A 16,847-nucleotide genomic window follows, 5' to 3' on the forward strand; every position below is an offset into this window, starting at 1 on the left:
GCGCACGGTCGGGGGGTGGATCCGCGACCGCCGCTGTCGCAGATCGGTCGTTCCGCCGACCGGGCCGTTCTGCCAGGCTGATATGCGACGTCCGACGCCGGAGGTTCGCATGAGACCCCATGAGCCGATGGGCCTGGATCAGCCGTACCGGAGCGGGCCGCCGCGGGCGTGGCAGCCGCCCGCCCCACGCTCCCGGGAGTCGCCGGCCGCCGCGACGCTGCTCGCGCCGGGGATCCGCACGCCCGCGCCGGTCGGTGCGGGCGAGCCGCTGCCGCACCCGCCGGGGCCGGCCGGACACCCCGGTCCGCCGCAGCCGGTGACCCCGGCGACCGAGGCGTTCCGGCGGCGGGCCGCCGAGTTCCAGGTGATCGGCCTGCGGGCGTGCCGGGCGGCCCGGCAGCACGGGTACCGTGCCGAGCTGGAGCGCGTCGGGCAGCGGCTGGCCCGGGTCGACGCCCTGATCGCCCGGGTGTCGAGCCTGCCGCCGCCGCCCGGGCCGGAGCGGCTCGCCGCGCGGCTGGGCGAACTGCGCCGCCACGACATCGAGGCGTGCCTGGACCGGATCACCCGGGAGTGCCAGCGCCGGGGCGCCCGCGCGCTGTCCCTGCGCCGGGACCCGGACCGGTGGCTCGACCTGCTCCAGGACGCCGCCGCGGCGCTGGAGCGGCGCGCCGCGCCCCGGGTGGCGGCGTGCGCCGGGCCGGGCGGCGCGATCGACCGGCAGCCGGCGCGGGAGCCGGCCGCGCCGGACAGCCGGGCGGTGATGTACGGCTGTGGCGACGTCCTGCACGTGGTCCACGACTGTGCCGCCGAGCGGCCGGTCGTCGAGCTCGCCGAGCTGCTCGACCAGGACGAGCCCAGCGGGGCGCAGGTGTGGCTGGACGGCTGCACCGAGCCGTCGCTGCCGGTTCCGGCGGCCGGCGTGCCGGCCCTGCTCGCCGACTGTTATCGAGTGTCGCTGGGCCACCGTGACCGGCGCGACGCGGTGTTCGAGCAGCGGATGCCCGCCTGCCCGGTCAGTCTCGCCGCCGTCGCCGGGGACGCGCGGGTCCAGGCGGCGCTGGCCGGCTGCCGGGGCGCGGGGGACCGGCGCGCCGCGCTGGCCGCCCTGCACGAGGCGGTGCGCCGGGTGGCCGCAGCGGTCGATGTCAGCGTGCTGGTCCCGGAGCACGTCGTCGCGGCGGTGCCGGCACGGCGGCCGGATCCGGCGCCGCGTGGCGCGGGGGCGCGCCTCGCCGTCCTGCACGGGGCCGGCGCCGCGGCCGGTTGGGACATCACCGCGGCGCGGCGCGGCCGGGTTCGCTGACCGGTTCAGTCCGGCACGGTGCCGGCGCTGCGCTGCGGCCGGTTGGGACATCACCGCGGCGCGTGACCGGTTCAGTCCGGCACGGGGCCGGCGCTGCGGCCGGTTGGGACATCACCGCGGCGCGGCGCGGCCGGGTTCGCTGACCGGTTCAGTCCTGCGCGTGGTCGTCGGTCGCCGAGTCCGCGACGATCCGGCTGCCGTCGGTCTTCCGGGTGCCGTCGGCGGCGACCTCCGGGTGGGCGGTGCGCCGGTGCTCGTCGATCTCACCGTCCGGGATGTCCCGCCGGCCCGGCGGGCACAGATTGCACGTCGCCATCGTGACCCCTTCCTCCTCCGGCGGCGGCTGGTGCCTGCCGCCACCTGCGGCCATGCGAACCCGGCTCGACCGGCGGAGGTTTACGCTACGGGAAAGCTCTCGCCATCGGGATCAGCTTCGCAAAGGGGGCGCTCCCGTGAGCAAGCCAGCGGCGGCGGCAGCGGACCCGCGAGGGCGACCGCGCATGTCGTACGTGACGGTCGCGGTGGCGTCGGTGACCGTGCTCGCCGCGGTCGCGGCGGCGCTGCCGGCGGATGCCCTGGGCTTCGGCATGGTGGCGGTCGCCCCGGCGCTGGCCGCCCCGGCGGCGAGCCCGGCGGCGGTGCTGGCGGTCGGGGGCTACGCGCTGGCCGCCGGCTTCGCGGTCTCCTCCTGGCAGGGCCTGCTCGGCACCGGCGCGCAGATCGACCGGATGCTGCTGACGATCTGCTCCACCGTGGTCTGCTGGCTGCTGGCCCGCCATCACCGGCGGGCGCTGCGGGTGGCGACCGACGCGGCCACGGCCCGCGAGATGTTCGCCGCGGTCGCCGAGCAGTCCACCGACGCGATCATCACCTGCACCCTGGACGGCACCGTCACCGCCTGGAACGGCGGCGCGGAACGGATCTACGGCTGGTCGGCCGGCGAGGCCGTCGGCCAGCGGTGCGCCGACCTGCTGCCGCCGGAGAGCGTCGGCGTCCTGGAGGACGTGCTGGCCCGGCTCGCCCACGGCGAGCAGGTGCACCTGGAGCAGGCGGACCGGGTCCGCGCGGACGGCACGCCGTTCCTGGTCTCGGTCACCGTCTGGCCGATCCGTGACGAGAACGGCGTGGTGGTCGCGGCGGCCGCCACCGAACGCGACGTCACCGAGGAGCGGCGGGCCCAGGAACGGTCCGCGCGGGCCGCCCGGCTGGAAAGCCTGGGCCAGCTCGCCGGCGGGATCGCGCACGACTTCAACAACCTGCTGGCGATCATCCTGAACCACGCCGACTTCCTCGCCGAGGAGGTCAGCGGGCAGGCCGCGGAGGACGTGACGCGGATCCGCGGCGCCGCGGACCGGGCCAAGGCGCTGACCGGGCAGCTGCTGGTGTTCGCCAAGCGGGAGCCCACCCGGGTGGAGATCCTCGACCTCAACCGGGTGGTGGCCGAGGCCGGCGAGCTGCTGGAACGCACCATCGGCGAGAACATCCGGCTGGTCTGCCATCCTGGCCCGGGATGCATGCCGGTCCGCGCCAACCGCGGGCGGCTCGATCAGATCCTGCTCAACCTGGTGATCAACGCGCGTGACGCGATGCCCGACGGCGGTGTCGTGGTGGTCGAGACCGACTGGCTGAACCTGGACGAGCGATCGTCCTCGGGGCTGCCGCCGGGCCGCTATGTCCGGCTGACGGTCAGCGACACCGGCACCGGGATGACCGCCGAGGTGCGCGACCGGCTCTTCGAGCCGTTCTTCACCACCAAGCCGCCCGACCGGGGCACCGGGCTCGGGCTGGCCACCGTGTACGGCATCGTCGACGAGGCGGGCGGCACCATCGGCGTGGAGTCCGCGCCGGGATGCGGCACGACGTTCCGGATCCTGCTGCCCTCGGCCGCGACGGCGGAGACCGCCGGCCACGACCCGGCCGCCGGGCCGGCCCCCGGCCACGGTGAGCTGATCCTGGTGGTCGAGGACGACGAATTCGTACGGGACCTGGTGGTCCGCATCCTCCGGGACAACGGCTACCGGGCCGCCGCGCTCGAGGACCCGCTGCTCGACGACGACTTGAGCGACGTCTCCCTGATCATCTTCGACGTCGTGCTGCGCGGCCGCTCCGGCCCGGCGCTCGCCGAGCAGGTGCGGTCACGCCGGCCGGACCTGCGGGTGCTGTTCATGTCCGGCTACAGCGACGTCGAGGTGCGCCGGGAGTACCACCTCGGCCCGGACGCCCGGATCGTGCAGAAGCCGTTCACCGCGGCGGAGCTGCTGGCCGGAGTCGGTGAGGTGCTCGGCTCCCGGCAGGTCGAGGCGTGAACCGCCGGAGTGGGGTGTCCGACACTCCGGCGGGTTTGGAACCCCGAACCGCCCGTACCGATGATTCCTCCCAGTCCTGACCTATCCGGATCGATCGGGCACTTGCGGTGACGCTGTGCACCGGCGGTGCTACCGCCCGCGATTGTCGGCGGTGAATGCGGGATGCCCGGGGGACTGCGGCGGCCGGTGCCGTCGTCACGCAGACGGGGTGCCTCCGCGACGCGATGTTGACATTGGACAGGGTGCCGGGTGTACTTCGGAACGACGTCGACCCGCCTGAGTGGCCGGTCATCCGGATCGCGGCTGTCGCTGCGCGCCGCCGGACCGCCCCGACCGGGACGCGGTGGCCCTGGAGGGCGCGGCTCCCGCCGGTCGTACCAGGCACGGCGGCGGGCGGAGTCTCAGGGAAGGCAGGTGTCGCCGTGCCGCTCACCCCGGCCGAGATAGACAGCGTCGCGTTCCGGCGGCCGGCCGCCGGCGCACACGGATACAGCGAGGACGAGGTCGACGCGTTCCTGGACGACGTGGCCGGCGAGATGCGGCGGCTGGCGGCCGAGAACCGCGCGCTCAGCGACCAGCTCGCGCACGACGACCTCGCCGAACGGGTCCGCCGGGCGGAACTGGACCGGCTGCGCGCCGAGGAGGAGCTGCGGGCTCTGCGGGACGAGCTGGCGCAGGCCCGAGCGGCGGCCCCGGTCCCGGCGACGCAGCCGGCCGGCTCGCGCATGGTCGAAGCCGCGCGCCGGACCGCCGACGAGCACGTCGCCGAGGCACGCCGGCAGGCGCAGGCGCTGCTGGAGCAGGCCGCCACCAAGGCCGCGCAGCTGGTCAGCGACGCGGAGCTGCGGGCCTCGACGATCCTGGCGGACGCCCGGCACGCCCACGCTGAGGCGATCGCCGGACTGACCGCGAAGCGTGCCGCGGCCCTGGACCGGATCAACGAGCTGCGCGAGCTCGCGCGGCGTCACCGGGCGGCGCTGGAGGAGGACGTGACCGGCCGCCTGGCCGAATTCGCCGGTACCGGGGGTGGCGCTGGTGCCGGGGGCGGTGCTGGGGCTGAGGGCGGTGCTGGTGCCGGGGGCGGCGCTGGGGCTCAGGGCGGTGCTGGGGCCGGGAGCGGTGCTGGGGCCGGGAGCGGTGCTGGGGCCGGGAGCGGTGCTGGTGCTGGGGCGGCCGTCGGTGCCGGGAGCGGGGCCGACACCGGGATCGGCACCGCCCGGCGGGACGCCATCGGCGCGTGAGGCGACCCGAGGGCATCCCGTCCGTCACGGCGGCAACGGTGGGTGGTTCGGCCCCGACCGGTGCGGATCCGCGTGGATGATGGAGCCCGTGCCGCCTCGTCGCTGATTCGCCGACCGCGCGGTACTTACGCGCCACGGTGCACCTGGTGGTGGCGGTCGTCGCCCTGGTCGCGTCCACGTCGGCCGGCTGACCGATAGCTCCGCCCTGGTGACCGCGGCCAAGCCGAAGTTCGCCAGTCAGATGAACCGCAGCGTCTCCGAGGCGGCCGGCGGCAGCAGCGAGATCGCCACCAACATCGCCGAGGCGGCCACCGCGGCGGAGGAGACCGCGGCCGAGGTGGCGCACAACCGGCAGGCGGCCGGGCTGGCCCAGATCTCCGCCGGCCTTAGCTGGTTGGTGGGCCGCTTCGGGTACTGAAGGTCGTTGGTTTGGGTTGATGGTCTGTTTCGGTGCTGGCGGTTGCCGGGGCTGCATGCCTTCCGCTGGTTGGTGGCCCGCTTCGGGTACTGAAGGTCGTTGGTTTGGGTTGATGGTCTGTTTCGGTGCTGGCGGTTGCCGGGGCTGCATGCCTTCCGCTGGTTGGTGGCCCGCTTCGGGTACTGAAGGTCGTTGGTTTGGGTTGATGGTCTGTTTCGGTGCGGCGGTCGCCGGGGCTGGATTCCCTCCGCTGGTTGGTGGGCCGCCTCCGGCGCTGACAGCCATCGGGTCTGCGTTCCTTCCGAAAGTACTCGTCACGCAAGGTGACGGCCTGCCGAGAGCGTGGCGCGTCCTCCGCAGCGGCTCGGTGTGTCATCACATCCCCCTCTTTCGAACCGATTTCGTTTCGGCGCTTCTCGGACGGTGGCGCGGTCGAAGGAATGGGAATTGGCATGATCGAATGCTGATTTGGGGCGGGCGGGGGCGGGATAATGGTGGCATGGGGCAGTTGTCGCTGTTCAGCAGGGTGGAAATCGCGGGTATGCGGGAGCGGACCGTTGCGCGGAATTATTCACCCACTCGTGACGAGTTTCGTCGTGAACATGAGCGTCGGCGTTTCTGGGGTTTGCGGCGCCGGCATGCCGAGAAGTTGCGGCGTGGTGGCGCGGGGGTGTTGACCGCGCCCGTCGGCAGAGGGGACCGGATTCGGCCGGCGGTCACGGCTACGCCCGCGGGCGGATCGGCTTCGCGGCCGGTCGTCGCGGCTCCTGCCTCGTCTGCGGTGGTTCCGGCTTCGTCTGCGGTGGTCCCGGCTTCGGCGGGGATGGGCTCGGGTTCTGTGTCGCCAGTGGTGGTCGCCGCTTCGTCAGTGGCGCAGTCGGGCTCTGTCTCACCACCGGCGGTGGTGGCTTCGCCGCGGGCGGACCCGGCCTCCAGGCCCGCCGTGCCGGCGTCACCAGTCGGCGCGTGGTCTGGTGTGGAGCCGGTGGCTGCACCAGTGGGCGCGCAGTCTGGTGCCGACCCGGTGGCTGCACCAGTCGGCGCGCAGTCTGGTGTGGATCGGGCGGCTGCACCAGTCGACGCGCAGTCTGGCGTGGACCCGGTGACTGCACCAGTGGGCGCTCACTCTGGTGCGGACCCGGTGGCTGCGGCTCTGGCTCCGCCTCTGCGGAGTCTGATCTCCGGCCTGCGGCATGTGCCGTGGCCGGGTCGATCGCGCCCTCGGGCGGTGACACCGGTTGTCGCGGATTCATCGTGGGGATCGTGCCGAGTTGCGGGCGCGCCGATCGGTGTCGGTCCGGTCGGGGGTGGGGTTTTCCCGAGTGAGGTCGGTCGCCGCGGGATGGTGGTCGAGGTGACACTCGGCGATATCCGCCGCCGCCGGGTCCGCGGTGGTCACCGGGCGGTGGCCGAGGTTGAGAACAGCAAAACCGGTGGTCGAGGTAACGGCAGCGAATCCGGTGCTCGATGTAGCAAAAGTGCAGTTCGTGGTAACGGCTGGGAACCCGATGGTCGATGTAGCACAAGTGCAGGCGGCGGTGGCGGTAGGGAATCCGGTTGTCGATGTAACGACAGTGCGGGGCGCGGTAACGGTAGGGAATCCGATGGTCGATGTGACGAAAGTTCGCTCCGTGGTCGAGGTGACGGGAGCGTGATCGGCTGGTATTCCGGGTCGATCTTCTTTTCGCCTGAATTCGGTTCATGGTGGCTCATTGTTTCGCCAGTCGGACATGCGGAGGGGATGCGCGCGCCGCCGATTTCGCATATCTCCGATTCGGCATGACCGCGAATGCGTCGGCTTCGGCGCGAGCGGCCTCCGGTCCGGCGTCCGTGCGGTGGGGATTTACGGACTGTGACCTGATGCCCTTGCTCACCGGCGGCGGCGAGTGGGCCAGGATCAATCGGCCGGGCCGTGGAGACTCAGCGCGGGATGAGGACGTGTCGCCGGGGCTGGCGGATCGGCTCGGCCGGACATGGCGCGTGGTGCGCGTCTGGATGCGGTTGACCTGTCCTGCGTGCGATGGTGCTGGGCGGTTAGGTGGCCGGTGATCGCGGTGCGGTCACGGTGCGGTGGCGGCGCGTGTCGGTCACGAGGGTGTGCAGGTTGTCGGTCTGGGCCGTCTGCGTGCAGCCGTCGAGGCCGTTCCCCGGCGATCACCGGACGATCGTGAGCGAACGTCGCGCCGACTCACGAGCCAACCGAAAGGGACTCGCCCGACCGTCCACCGGATTTGTGCCCGGCTCGGCCGCCGGTTGGCTCGGCCGCCGTTGGCTCGGCCGTCGCTGGCTCGCCGCGGTGGCTCGGCCGTCGGCGGGTCGGTGGGCGGCGGTTTGGTGGGCGGTGGCTCGGCTGTCGGCGTATCGGTGGGCGGTGGTTTGGTGGGCGGTGGCTCGGCTGTCGGCGTATCGGTGGGCGGTGGCTCGGCCGTGGGCGGTTTGGTGGGCGGTGGCTCGGCCGTGGGCGGGTCGGTGGGCGGCGGGTCGGTGGGCGGCGGTCCGGTGGGCGGCGGTCGAGTTTGGACTTTCGCTGCGATGCGTCTCGGCGTTTCGGTGTTTCGGGTGGCGCGGCGGAGCATGGCTAACGTGGGAGCGTGGACGATCGTGAAGTGAGACTGCCGGAGGGTGGGACGCCGAGCGCCCTCGCGGCCGGGGCGGACGGCGCCGTGTGGGCGGCGGTTCTCGGTCTCGCCGCGCCGGCCGGTTCCGGTGCCCGCGGCGACGTGGTGAGGCGGCGCCCGCCGTACGGGAGTCGGTCGGTGCCGGCGGCCGCCGTCCGGGGCGGCTGCCTGGCGCCGGTCGGGCGATGCTGAGGCCGGTGACGGCCGGGGACTGGCCGGCCGTGCACGAGTGGGCGCGGCTGCCGGAGTCGTGCCGGTTCCAGGCGTGGGGCCCGAACACGCCGGAGGAGACCGAGGAGTACGTCCGGACAGCGGCGGCGCAGTGGCAGCGGCGGCCGCAGAGCCGCTTGCCGTACCTGGTGGTCCACGACGGCACGGTCGTCGGCATCGCCGAGCTGAAGATGCACGACCGGCACCGGGGCGAGATCAGCTACGGCATCCATCCCGCGTGGTGGGGCCGGGGCCTGGCCACCGCCGCGGCGCGGGAACTGCTCGACCTGGGCTTCAGCGGGCACGGGCTGCACCGGATCTTCGCCACCTGCGATCCGCGTAACGTGGCGTCGGCGCGCGTGCTGCGCAAGCTCGGTATGCGGCACGAGGGCCGGATGCGCGAGACCATGCTCATCCGCGACGGCTGGCGCGACTCCGATCTCTACGCGATCCTCGCGCCGGAGTGGCGGTCCTGACCGCCCCGGGGACCGTACCTCACCGGTATCGCCGCGGGTCGAAGAAAGGGGGCACAGGTCGTCGACGAACGGGCCGGGCACCCGCGGGGCGGGACGTGGCCGCCGCCCGGTCGATGCGCTCGGCGTGGCGCCGGGCCGCCGACGTCGCGGTCCCGGTCCGCCGGTACAGCGTCACCTGGTCGGGGATGCTCCCGGGTCAGCGGGACGTCGCTCCAGGTCAGCGGCTTCGCGGCCAGCCACGCGCACAGCCCGCCGGGGAGCCGGCGAGCGCGTGGCCCACGGTCCGCGGCGCGGTGCGATGAATCTGGCGAGTAGGTCGACGAGTCCGGGGCACGCTCGGCGGCGAGTAGGTCGACGAGTCCGGGGCACGCTCGGCGCGCCGTGCACGCCCTGCCCGGGCGCGGGCGCGGCTACCGGGTCCGCCGCAGCCGCTCGCGCAACTCCGCCGGGGTCGGACTCCGGCACGTGCACCCGGAGAGGTCTCCGCCCGCCACTGTGGGGCACGTCGCCGCCCGGCGCGGCGGTGCGCCGCGCGCCGCACCGCTCAGTCCGGCAGGTCGGCGCCCCAGCGGGCGAACCGGGCGCGCGCCTGACGTTCGCCGCGGGCCAGCAGCCGTGACCGGCCGCCCGGCAGCCGGCCCAGCCCCTGGCTGATCAGCAGGTTCGCGGCGACCCGGGCCAGGCCGTACCACGGTGGGCGGCGGGGCAGACCCAGGTCGCGCATCGCGGAACGGCCCAGCAGCCAGGTGCTGACCGACAGGGCCCGCTCGCGTTCGTACACCCGCCGCCAGCCGTGCGTCACGTGATCGGTCATCGCGATCAGGGCGCGGGCCAGCGCGACGCTGTTGGCGTCCGGCGGCGGGTCGTACGACAGGAGGTGGTACAGCTGGCGTCGCCCCTGCCGCTCGGTGTGCGGCAGCCACCGCTCATCGACGCCGAGCAGCCAGCCGACGTAACACCACAGGTGCATGACCGCCCGCGCGTCGGCGCGCGAGACCCGCACCCCGAGCAGCCGCAGATGCAGCAGGAAGCTGGTGGAGAACACGCCCAGGGTGCTGGCCTGGTCGTACTGGTTGATGGGCAGGCCGCGGCCGGCGTGGTCCCAGGTCGGGTCGTCCTCCAGCCGGGCGTTGACCAGGGCGTGCATGACGCGTACGTGCAGGGTGGCGCGGAATCCGGCGCCGTGCGGCGCCAGAGCGCCCGGCGCGGTGACCGCGCGCCACCACAGCGTCGTCTCCATGATTCGCCGCAGCGTCTCGTCGCCGGTGAGGCGGCCGGTGCGGACCAGCGGTTCGAGGGCCGCGCCGGTGCGGTAGCCGCCCAGCAGCGAACCGTAGGCCAGCACCAGCCCGGCGTCCATGCCGAACGCCCGGCACGCCTGCGCCCCGCGGGCCAGCAGGCCGTCGTCGACCCAGGCGGGCCGGTCCAGCACGGTGGCGTAGAAGGCCGCGAACGGCTCGGGCACGTCGCCGGCCGGGCCGGCGGCCAGCACCCGGCGCAGGTCGCCGACGCTCAGTCCGGGCGTGGCCCGCACCGCCCGGACCAGCGCGGCGGCGGGCTCGTCGCGCCGGGTCAGGGCGGCCCGCAGCGCCGCGAGCTCCGGTCCGGTCGGTTGCGCCCCGGCCCCGGCGAGCAGCCGCAGTGGCCGCGCGGCGCGCTCACCCCACGCCCGGTCCGCGCCGAACCTGGTGGGAACCATGCCACGACTCTAGGGGCGCCGGGCACCACCCGCGTACCCGGGCACGCATCGTGACCGTCAGCTGCCGGACCGGCGTTCTTGCGGCACGGGCGGGAGTAGTGTGGTAGATGCCCTGGACCCCGGCGCCGTCTCTCATGTCAGGGGTAGGCCATGAGTTCTTTCCTGCACGCCGTGCCGACCACGTTCGCCGCCACCCCGCCGGCGGACTATCTCGATGTCATCGACCTGCTGCTGGAGCAGCACGACGAGATCCGCGAAATGTGTGCCGGGGTGGAGCGGTCCCGGGGCGAGGAACGGGAGCGGCGCTTCGCCGAGCTGGCTGCCACCGTGCGTGTCCACGAGCGCGGTGAACGCGCCGTGGTGCACCCGGCCACCCGCGCCGGCTCGCCCGCCGGCAACCTGCTCGGCCTGTCCCGCATGCTGGAGGAGGACGCGATCGAGCGGTCCGTCGCCGGGCTGCAGGTTCTCGGCGCCCGGCACCCGGACTTCGATCGCGGGTTCGCCGCGTTGTACCACGCCATCCTGGACCACGCGACCCGTGAGGAGCTCGACGAGTTCCCGCTGCTGCGCGACCTGGTGCCGGTCCAGCGGCTGCACGTGATGGCCGGCGAGCTGTACGACGTCCAGGCCGCGGAGGCCGGCTGAGCAGCGGCCGGCCCCGTCCGCGACGACTTCGGCCGCTCGCCGGCCAAGACGTGGCCGGCCGCATCGGTTCCGCCCGGATCGGCTACCGCCGGTCGGCTCACAGCTCGCGGCGCATGACGACGCGCGGGAACCCGCCGGACACCGCGCTGGTCGCGCTGGCCAGGGTGAACCCGGCCGCCTCGAAGAGACCGCGGGTGCCGACGTAGGCCATCACCACGTCGACCCTCGTGCCCTCGTTGTCGACCGGGTAGCCCTCGACGGCCGGCGCGCCGTGCCCGCGGGCGAAATCGACCGCGCCGTCCAGCAGCGTCCGGCTGATGCCGCGGCCGCGATGACCGGGGCGGACCCGGAAACACCACACCGACCACACCGGCAGGTCGTCCACGTGCGGGATCTTGCGCGACCGGGCGAATGGCAGCTCGGCGCGCGGCGCGACGGCCGCCCACCCCACGACCTCGTCACCGTCGTAGGCGAGCACGCCCGGCGCGACGTCGCGCTCGGTGAGCTTCTTGACGTACTCCCCGCGCTGCGGGCCGACCAGCGATCTGTTGGTTCTCGCGTCGACGCGGTGACTCAGGCACCAGCACACCGACGACCCGGGATTCTTCGGGCCCAGGATCGTGGCGAGGTCCTGGAAGGACGTGGCGGGCCGGACTTCGATGCTCATGTGCGCAAACTACTGTGCTCTGACCTCGTCCGTGAGGCGTTCGCGACTCGATGTGGTCATCGTGATCGTGTGCGAACCGCCCCCCGGGGGCGGGACGGCGGTGTGCCGTCCCACCACGTTCCGCGCGCCGGGGAGCCCGCCGGCTCAGCGGGCGAAGCCGACCAGCTCCTCGGCGAACTCGATCTGCGGCTCGCCGGCGAGCAACTCCGGGAAGCGGGCGACGAAACCGGCGACGTACGGCGCGGCGAAGTGTGCGTCCCGCGCCGCCTCGTCGGCGTACTTCTCGTACACGATGAAGGTGTCGGCGCCCTGCCGGTGCAGGACGAAGGCCAGCGCCCCGGGCTCGTCGCGGGTGGCCGCGGCGATGTCCCGGATGGTGCGCTCCACCTCCTCGGCGTGTTCCGGTTCGGCCCGCAGAATCGCGACACACACCGCCATCGTCCATCTCCCCCCACTGTGGATGGTGGCATCCTCGCACGTTTTCCCCGCCGTGTCCGCACCGGTCAGCCGCGCGCCGGGCGGCCGTCGGCGCGCACCCTGGTGGCCGGCGGCCGGGAGCACCGGCGTCACGCGGGGTGGCCGGTCAGCGGGGCGTCAGCAGATCGGCCATGCGGCTGAAGCCGTCCGTGCCGTGCCCCTGCTCGACGACCCGGCGGGCCAGGCGCTCGGCGGCGCGCATGACGCCGGCGTCGATGCCGTGCGCCTCGGAGGTCTCGACGATGTGCGCCATCGACGACGCGGCGGAGGTGATCGGGTTGCCCGCCCCGGAGAAGCTGCCGCTGTCGATGTCCCGGGCGGCCTGCTCGAACAGGGGCGGCAGGATCGCCCCGATCCCGGCGGCGAAGGGCGCCAGCTCCCGTGCGGTGATGCCCTCGGCCTTCGCCAGCGCCAGCGCGTGCGTGTAACCGGCCATCGCGGTCCAGAAGACGTCCAGCAGCGCGAGGTCGTACGCGGCGGCCCGGCCGATGTCCGCGCCGAGGTAGGTGTGGGTGCCGCCGAGCCGCTCCAGCACCGGCCGGTGCCGCCGGTGCAGATCCTCCGGGCCGCTGTGGAGGAACACCGCGGCCGGCGTCCCGATGGTCGGCACCGGCGTCATGATCGCGCCGTCCAGATACCCGATGCCGTGCCGGGCGGCCCAGGCCGCGGCGTCCCGCGCCCGGTTCGGCGTGTCGGCTGTCAGGTTCACCACGGTACGGCCTCGCAGCGCCGCGGTGACCGCGTCACGCCGCAGGATGGAGTTCGCCGCCGCGTAGTCGACGACGCACACCACGATCAGGTCGCTGCCGGCGACCGCCTCCTCCGCCGAGACGGCCGCGACCGCGCCCCGTGCGGCCAGGTCCCCGGCCCGGCCCGGGGTCCGGTTCCAGACGGTGGTGGAAAGCCTGGCGCCCACCAGGGCCCCGGCCAGCGCGCGCCCCATCGGCCCGAGGCCCAGGACAGTGACAGACTTTTCGGCGTACGACATGGAGAACCCCTTGCTCGGCAAGCAGAACGAAATGGACGAGGATGACGCGTGGTCGCGCCCGGGACACGAATGTCTGCGGAGTCACCGCAGCGATCGCCGTGATCGACGGCAAATGGAAGACGGCGTTGCTCTGGTTGCTGGAATCCGGTCCGTGCCGGCCCGGGGAATTGCGCCGGCGGTTGCCCGGCCTCACCGAGAAGGTGCTGACTCAGGCCCTGCGGGAGATGGAGTCCGACGGCCTGGTGCACCGGGAGACGTACCCGGGGGTGCCGCTGCGGACCGAGTACTCCCTGACGCCGTTCGGCCGGGAGCTGTCCGACGCGCTGGCCCCGCTGGCCGACTGGGGCCATCGACGGCTGGCGATCCTCGCCGAGACCCCGCCGCTCACCTGAGCCATCATCACCCCCGCCCGGCCCGCGGGACCGGTGTTCCGGCCCCCGGCAACGAGCTTCGTGCCCGGGCCGGCCGGTTGCCAAGTACCCACAAAAAAGTGGCTACCCGCAGCGCCGGACGCGGTCAGGGATGCACCCGCTGCGCGCCGATGCGCCGCATACGTTCGACGCCCCACGCGCCCAGGTCGGTCAGCGCGGTGTTGAGGGACTCGCCGTCGCGGGTCAGCGAGTACTCCACCCTGGGCGGCACCTCGCGGTACACCTCACGATGCACCAGGCCGTCGGACTCCATCTCGCGCAGGTGCTGGATCAGCATCTTCTCGCTGACCCCTGGAAGCCCGCGGCGGAGTTCGGCGAACCGGCGGACGCCGTGCTGGTGCAGCTCCCAGAGAATGAGCACCTTCCATTTCCCGGAAACGACGTCCATCGCCGCGTCGATGCCGCAGAAGTACGGTCCGCGTCGCGCTGTCCCGGTCATCGGTCCTCCGTACTCACCAGAAAGTCGGTACCGAACAAAATAGTCAGTACTGGTCAGCCTCGCCGGCCGCGGTGAGGATCGGATGCATGACGACGAACGAACCGATCCGGGTGACCGTGCTGGGCCTCGGCGCGATGGGCGGCGCGCTGGCCACCGCGCTGATCGACGGCGGACATCGCACCACCGTCTGGAACCGCTCACCGGCCCGCGCCGAACCCTTCGCCGGGCGGGGCGCGGCGGTGGCGGCCACCGCCGCCGAGGCGGTCCGCGCCAGCCCGGTCGTCATCGCCTGCCTGCTCGACCACGCGTCGGTCCGGGACGTGCTTGATCCGCTGGCCGCCGACCTGCGCGGCCGGATCCTGGTGAACGTGACCACCACGTCCCCGGCCCAGGCACGCGAGCTGGCGGCCTGGGGCGCCACGGTCGGCGTGGACTGCCTGGACGGCGGCGTCCTCGCCGTACCCGGCATGATCGGCCGGCCCGGGGCGTCGGTCCTCTACAGCGGCTCGGCCGCCGCCTTCCAACGGTGCCGGCCGCTGCTTCACCGGTGGGGGACCAGCACCTATCTGGGCGCCGACCCCGGGCTGGCCTCGCTCTACGACCTGGCCCTGCTCGCCGGCATGTACACGATGTTCGCCGGCTTCCTGCACGGCGCCGCGATGGTCGCGCCGGCCGGGGTGACGGCGGGGGAGTTCGCCACCCGTGCCGCGCCCTGGCTGGCGGCGATGACCGACGGCCTGCGGCACTTCGCCGACGTCGTGGACGGCGGGGACTACGCCGTGGCCGGACAGCAGAGCCTGGAGTTCTCCGACCTGTCGGCGCTGGTCGACGCGAGCGCCGAGCAGGGCCTGAGCACCGAGGTGGTCGACATGGTGCAGCGGCTGATCCGGCGGCAGATCGACGGCGGCCACGGCGGGGAGGGTTTCGCCCGGATCATCGAGAGCATCCGGACGGGCTGAGCCCGTCCTCCCGGCCGCCGGGGCGCGACTAGGGTGATCTTCGTGAGTGTGGACGAGCCGGTGGGATGCACGGTGACGGTGTGCCGGGACTGCTGCTGCGGCAGCCGGAGCAAGCATCCGGCGGTGGACCACGACCGGCAGCTGGCGCGGTTGCGGGTCGAGCTGGCCCCGGGGCACCGCGTGCGTACCAGTCTCTGCCTGGACGTCTGCGCCCAGTCGAACGTGCTGGTCGTGCAGCCGGACCCGGCCGCGCGGCGGGCCGGCGCCCGGCCGGTGTGGTTCGGGCTCGTCCTGGACGACACGGTCCTGGGTGACATCGTCGGGTGGATCCGGGCCGGTGGCCCGGGCCGCGCGCCGATGTCCGCGGCCCTGGAGCTGTCCGTGATCACGGCGCCGCGGCCGGGCGGGATCGACGCGTCACCCGCCCTGCCCGGCACGCCGTAGCGCCCAGCCGCGCCGCTGCGCCGCCCGGCCCGCCGCGTCGTGGCCGGGCCGGGCGACCGAGGCCGCCGCGGCGCGGCCCCTCAGTCCCGGACCACCCGGAACGTGGCCAGGGACGGGTCGGCGGCGTCCGGCAGGGTCATGCCGGCGGCCAGGCCGGCCCGCAGGTAGTCGACCACCTCGGTGGTGAAGCGCTCGCCGGGCAGGATGGCCGGCACCCCCGGCGGGTACGGGCTGATCATCTCGGCGCTGATCCGTCCGGCCGGGTCGGCGACCTGCTCGGTCCGGGCGAAGAACGCCGCCCGCGGCGGCATCGCCTGTTCCAGGTTCAGGTGCTCCAGCCGCGGGATGCGCGGCGCCGGGCGGTCGGCCCGCGGCGGCTCCGCCGCCAGCGCCGCCACGGCGTCGGCGAGGCGGTCGATCGCGTCGTCGTCATCGGCGTACGTCAGGGAGAACACCACCCGCCGCGCGTCGCCGAGCTGGACGGTCAGCCGCCTCTGCTGCCCGAGCCACTCCGCGGCCTGGTAGCCGGTGATGCCCAGCCCGGTCACCTCGACGCAGAGCTTGAGCGGGTCCCACTCGGCCACCCCGTCGTGCCCGATGATCGACTCGTCCATCACGGACAACCCGGGGATCCGCGCCAGCCGGGTGCGCAGCCGCTCGGCACGCTCCAGGGCCGCGCCGAGCAGCTTGCGGCCCTCGGTGACCGCGTGCCGGCGCCAGCCGTCGATGGAGCCGTAGAGCAGCGCCGACGGGCTGGTCGTGGTGATCAGGTCGAGGCGGAGCCGCAGGTCGACCGGGTCCACCAGGTCGCCGCCGACCAGGATCATCGACGCCTGGCACAGCCCGCCACCGGCCTTGTGCACGCTCTGCACCACCACGTCGGCGCCGGCCCGCACGGCCGCGGTCGGCAGCCCGTCGTGGAACGGGAAGTGCGCGCCCCACGCCTCGTCGACCAGCAGCGGGATGCCGCGCCGGTGGCAGATCGCGGCGACGCCGCGCACGTCCGCGCCGGTGCCGTACTCGGTCGGGGTGATCATCAGCACCGCGCTGATGTCGGGTGTGGCCGCCAGGGCGGCCTCGACGTCGCCGGCGGTGGCCGGGTGGGCGATCTGGCGCTCGTGGTCCCAGCGCGGGCGCAGCCACACCGGTTCGGCGCCGGCCATGATCAGCGAGGCGACCACCGACTTGTGCACGTTGCGGTCGGCGAGGATCTTCGTGCCCGGCCCGATCAGCGCGAGCATCGCGGTGTGCATGGAGATGCTGGAGCCGCAGGTGGTGAAGATGACGTCGCGGGCGCCGACCGCGTCGGCGTAGAGCTTCTCGGCCTCGTCGACCGCCTCCTTCGCGAAGATCGCGTCGGCGGCGAACGCGTCGCGCGACAGCACCTCGGCGGTCCGGTCGTCGATGCCCTTGCCGAGCCGGTGGCCGGGCAGCGCGAAGGAGTAGTCCTCGCTGCGGTACCTCTCGATCGCGGTGAGTACGGGCGTCCTGTCCTGGTTCATGGCTTCCGGGGTACCACGATC

The 16,847-nt window shown here is 73.8% G+C and carries 17 protein-coding genes; 10 read left to right on the top strand and 7 right to left on the bottom strand.

Translation table 11 applies throughout. From position 1 onward, the window contains the following. Window positions 1-109: 109 nt before the first annotated feature. Window positions 110-1,306, top strand: coding sequence for a hypothetical protein (locus ACTEI_RS14065; protein WP_145831088.1), 1,197 nt, complete (start codon window positions 110-112; stop codon window positions 1,304-1,306). 148 nt (window positions 1,307-1,454) lie between these two features. On the opposite strand, the gene ACTEI_RS36955 is transcribed toward ACTEI_RS14065, so the two are convergent. Beyond that, window positions 1,455-1,622 (bottom strand): hypothetical protein, encoded by a 168-nt coding sequence (locus ACTEI_RS36955; protein WP_164465943.1) that lies wholly within the window; start codon window positions 1,620-1,622, stop codon window positions 1,455-1,457. A 184-nt stretch (window positions 1,623-1,806) separates the two neighbouring features. Between ACTEI_RS36955 and ACTEI_RS14070 the strand changes: the two genes are divergently transcribed. From ACTEI_RS14070 to ACTEI_RS14085, 5 genes are all read left to right on the top strand, one after another. Next, window positions 1,807-3,612, top strand: a complete 1,806-nt coding sequence (locus ACTEI_RS14070) for a hybrid sensor histidine kinase/response regulator (protein WP_122978073.1) — start codon at window positions 1,807-1,809, stop codon at window positions 3,610-3,612. A gap of 422 nt (window positions 3,613-4,034) precedes the next feature. Then, complete coding sequence (locus ACTEI_RS38940; RefSeq protein WP_122978074.1) at window positions 4,035-4,853, top strand: DivIVA domain-containing protein; 819 nt, start codon at window positions 4,035-4,037, stop codon at window positions 4,851-4,853. Window positions 4,854-5,061: 208 nt separating this feature from the next. Beyond that, window positions 5,062-5,271 (top strand): hypothetical protein, encoded by a 210-nt coding sequence (locus tag ACTEI_RS14080; protein WP_122978075.1) that lies wholly within the window; start codon window positions 5,062-5,064, stop codon window positions 5,269-5,271. Window positions 5,272-6,704: 1,433 nt separating this feature from the next. Continuing rightward, the gene (locus tag ACTEI_RS36960; protein WP_145831087.1) at window positions 6,705-6,926 is read left to right on the top strand and encodes a hypothetical protein; all 222 of its coding nucleotides are present in this window, start codon (window positions 6,705-6,707) and stop codon (window positions 6,924-6,926) included. A 1,160-nt stretch (window positions 6,927-8,086) separates the two neighbouring features. Beyond that, entirely contained in the window at window positions 8,087-8,575 is a 489-nt protein-coding gene (locus ACTEI_RS14085) for a GNAT family N-acetyltransferase (protein ID WP_239082634.1), read from the top strand. Window positions 8,576-9,119: 544 nt separating this feature from the next. On the opposite strand, the gene ACTEI_RS14090 is transcribed toward ACTEI_RS14085, so the two are convergent. Beyond that, window positions 9,120-10,274, bottom strand: a complete 1,155-nt coding sequence (locus tag ACTEI_RS14090) for an oxygenase MpaB family protein (RefSeq protein ID WP_122978077.1) — start codon at window positions 10,272-10,274, stop codon at window positions 9,120-9,122. 150 nt (window positions 10,275-10,424) lie between these two features. On the opposite strand from ACTEI_RS14090, the gene ACTEI_RS14095 reads away from it, so the two are divergent. Then, window positions 10,425-10,919, top strand: a complete 495-nt coding sequence (locus ACTEI_RS14095; protein ID WP_122978078.1) for a hemerythrin domain-containing protein — start codon at window positions 10,425-10,427, stop codon at window positions 10,917-10,919. Between the two features lie 97 nt (window positions 10,920-11,016). Here the strand turns inward: ACTEI_RS14095 and ACTEI_RS14100 are convergent, their stop codons facing one another. The 3 genes from ACTEI_RS14100 to ACTEI_RS14110 all read right to left on the bottom strand — a co-directional run bounded on the left by ACTEI_RS14100 (window position 11,017) and on the right by ACTEI_RS14110 (window position 13,051). Next, window positions 11,017-11,586, bottom strand: a complete 570-nt coding sequence (locus ACTEI_RS14100) for a GNAT family N-acetyltransferase (protein ID WP_122978079.1) — start codon at window positions 11,584-11,586, stop codon at window positions 11,017-11,019. A 144-nt stretch (window positions 11,587-11,730) separates the two neighbouring features. Continuing rightward, entirely contained in the window at window positions 11,731-12,018 is a 288-nt protein-coding gene (locus ACTEI_RS14105) for a putative quinol monooxygenase (RefSeq protein ID WP_164465944.1), read from the bottom strand. A 151-nt stretch (window positions 12,019-12,169) separates the two neighbouring features. Continuing rightward, on the bottom strand, window positions 12,170-13,051 hold the full coding sequence (locus ACTEI_RS14110; RefSeq protein ID WP_122978081.1) for an NAD(P)-dependent oxidoreductase: 882 nt from the start codon (window positions 13,049-13,051) through the stop codon (window positions 12,170-12,172). Between the two features lie 41 nt (window positions 13,052-13,092). Here ACTEI_RS14110 and ACTEI_RS14115 point away from each other — a divergent pair, with 41 nt between their 5' ends. Beyond that, entirely contained in the window at window positions 13,093-13,443 is a 351-nt protein-coding gene (locus ACTEI_RS14115) for a winged helix-turn-helix transcriptional regulator (protein ID WP_122978082.1), read from the top strand. 124 nt (window positions 13,444-13,567) lie between these two features. Here the strand turns inward: ACTEI_RS14115 and ACTEI_RS14120 are convergent, their stop codons facing one another. Then, window positions 13,568-13,921: a winged helix-turn-helix transcriptional regulator gene (locus ACTEI_RS14120; RefSeq protein ID WP_122978083.1), complete on the bottom strand. Its 354-nt coding sequence runs from the start codon at window positions 13,919-13,921 to the stop codon at window positions 13,568-13,570. Window positions 13,922-14,007: 86 nt separating this feature from the next. Between ACTEI_RS14120 and ACTEI_RS14125 the strand changes: the two genes are divergently transcribed. Then, entirely contained in the window at window positions 14,008-14,880 is an 873-nt protein-coding gene (locus tag ACTEI_RS14125) for an NAD(P)-dependent oxidoreductase (RefSeq protein WP_122978084.1), read from the top strand. Window positions 14,881-14,952: 72 nt separating this feature from the next. Then, window positions 14,953-15,324 carry a hypothetical protein gene (locus ACTEI_RS14130; RefSeq protein ID WP_122982136.1) on the top strand — a complete coding sequence of 124 codons (372 nt, stop codon included), beginning with the start codon at window positions 14,953-14,955 and terminating at the stop codon, window positions 15,322-15,324. A gap of 80 nt (window positions 15,325-15,404) precedes the next feature. On the opposite strand, the gene ACTEI_RS38945 is transcribed toward ACTEI_RS14130, so the two are convergent. Further along, window positions 15,405-16,826 (bottom strand): aminotransferase class I/II-fold pyridoxal phosphate-dependent enzyme, encoded by a 1,422-nt coding sequence (locus tag ACTEI_RS38945; RefSeq protein ID WP_122978085.1) that lies wholly within the window; start codon window positions 16,824-16,826, stop codon window positions 15,405-15,407. Between the last annotated feature and the right edge of the window lie 21 nt (window positions 16,827-16,847).

It is taken from the genome of Actinoplanes teichomyceticus ATCC 31121 (genome assembly GCF_003711105.1).
Lineage (GTDB): Bacteria > Actinomycetota > Actinomycetes > Mycobacteriales > Micromonosporaceae > Actinoplanes > Actinoplanes teichomyceticus.

Coding starts and splice junctions, on each gene's coding strand:
- ACTEI_RS14065 (WP_145831088.1), top strand. CDS start 110: ATGAGACCCCATGAGCCGATGGGCCTGGATCAGCCGTACCGGAGCGGG.
- ACTEI_RS36955 (WP_164465943.1), bottom strand. CDS start 1,622: ATGGCGACGTGCAATCTGTGCCCGCCGGGCCGGCGGGACATCCCGGAC.
- ACTEI_RS14070 (WP_122978073.1), top strand. CDS start 1,807: ATGTCGTACGTGACGGTCGCGGTGGCGTCGGTGACCGTGCTCGCCGCG.
- ACTEI_RS14090 (WP_122978077.1), bottom strand. CDS start 10,274: ATGGTTCCCACCAGGTTCGGCGCGGACCGGGCGTGGGGTGAGCGCGCC.
- ACTEI_RS14095 (WP_122978078.1), top strand. CDS start 10,425: ATGAGTTCTTTCCTGCACGCCGTGCCGACCACGTTCGCCGCCACCCCG.
- ACTEI_RS14100 (WP_122978079.1), bottom strand. CDS start 11,586: ATGAGCATCGAAGTCCGGCCCGCCACGTCCTTCCAGGACCTCGCCACG.
- ACTEI_RS14110 (WP_122978081.1), bottom strand. CDS start 13,051: ATGTCGTACGCCGAAAAGTCTGTCACTGTCCTGGGCCTCGGGCCGATG.
- ACTEI_RS14115 (WP_122978082.1), top strand. CDS start 13,093: ATGACGCGTGGTCGCGCCCGGGACACGAATGTCTGCGGAGTCACCGCA.
- ACTEI_RS14120 (WP_122978083.1), bottom strand. CDS start 13,921: ATGACCGGGACAGCGCGACGCGGACCGTACTTCTGCGGCATCGACGCG.
- ACTEI_RS14125 (WP_122978084.1), top strand. CDS start 14,008: ATGACGACGAACGAACCGATCCGGGTGACCGTGCTGGGCCTCGGCGCG.
- ACTEI_RS38945 (WP_122978085.1), bottom strand. CDS start 16,826: ATGAACCAGGACAGGACGCCCGTACTCACCGCGATCGAGAGGTACCGC.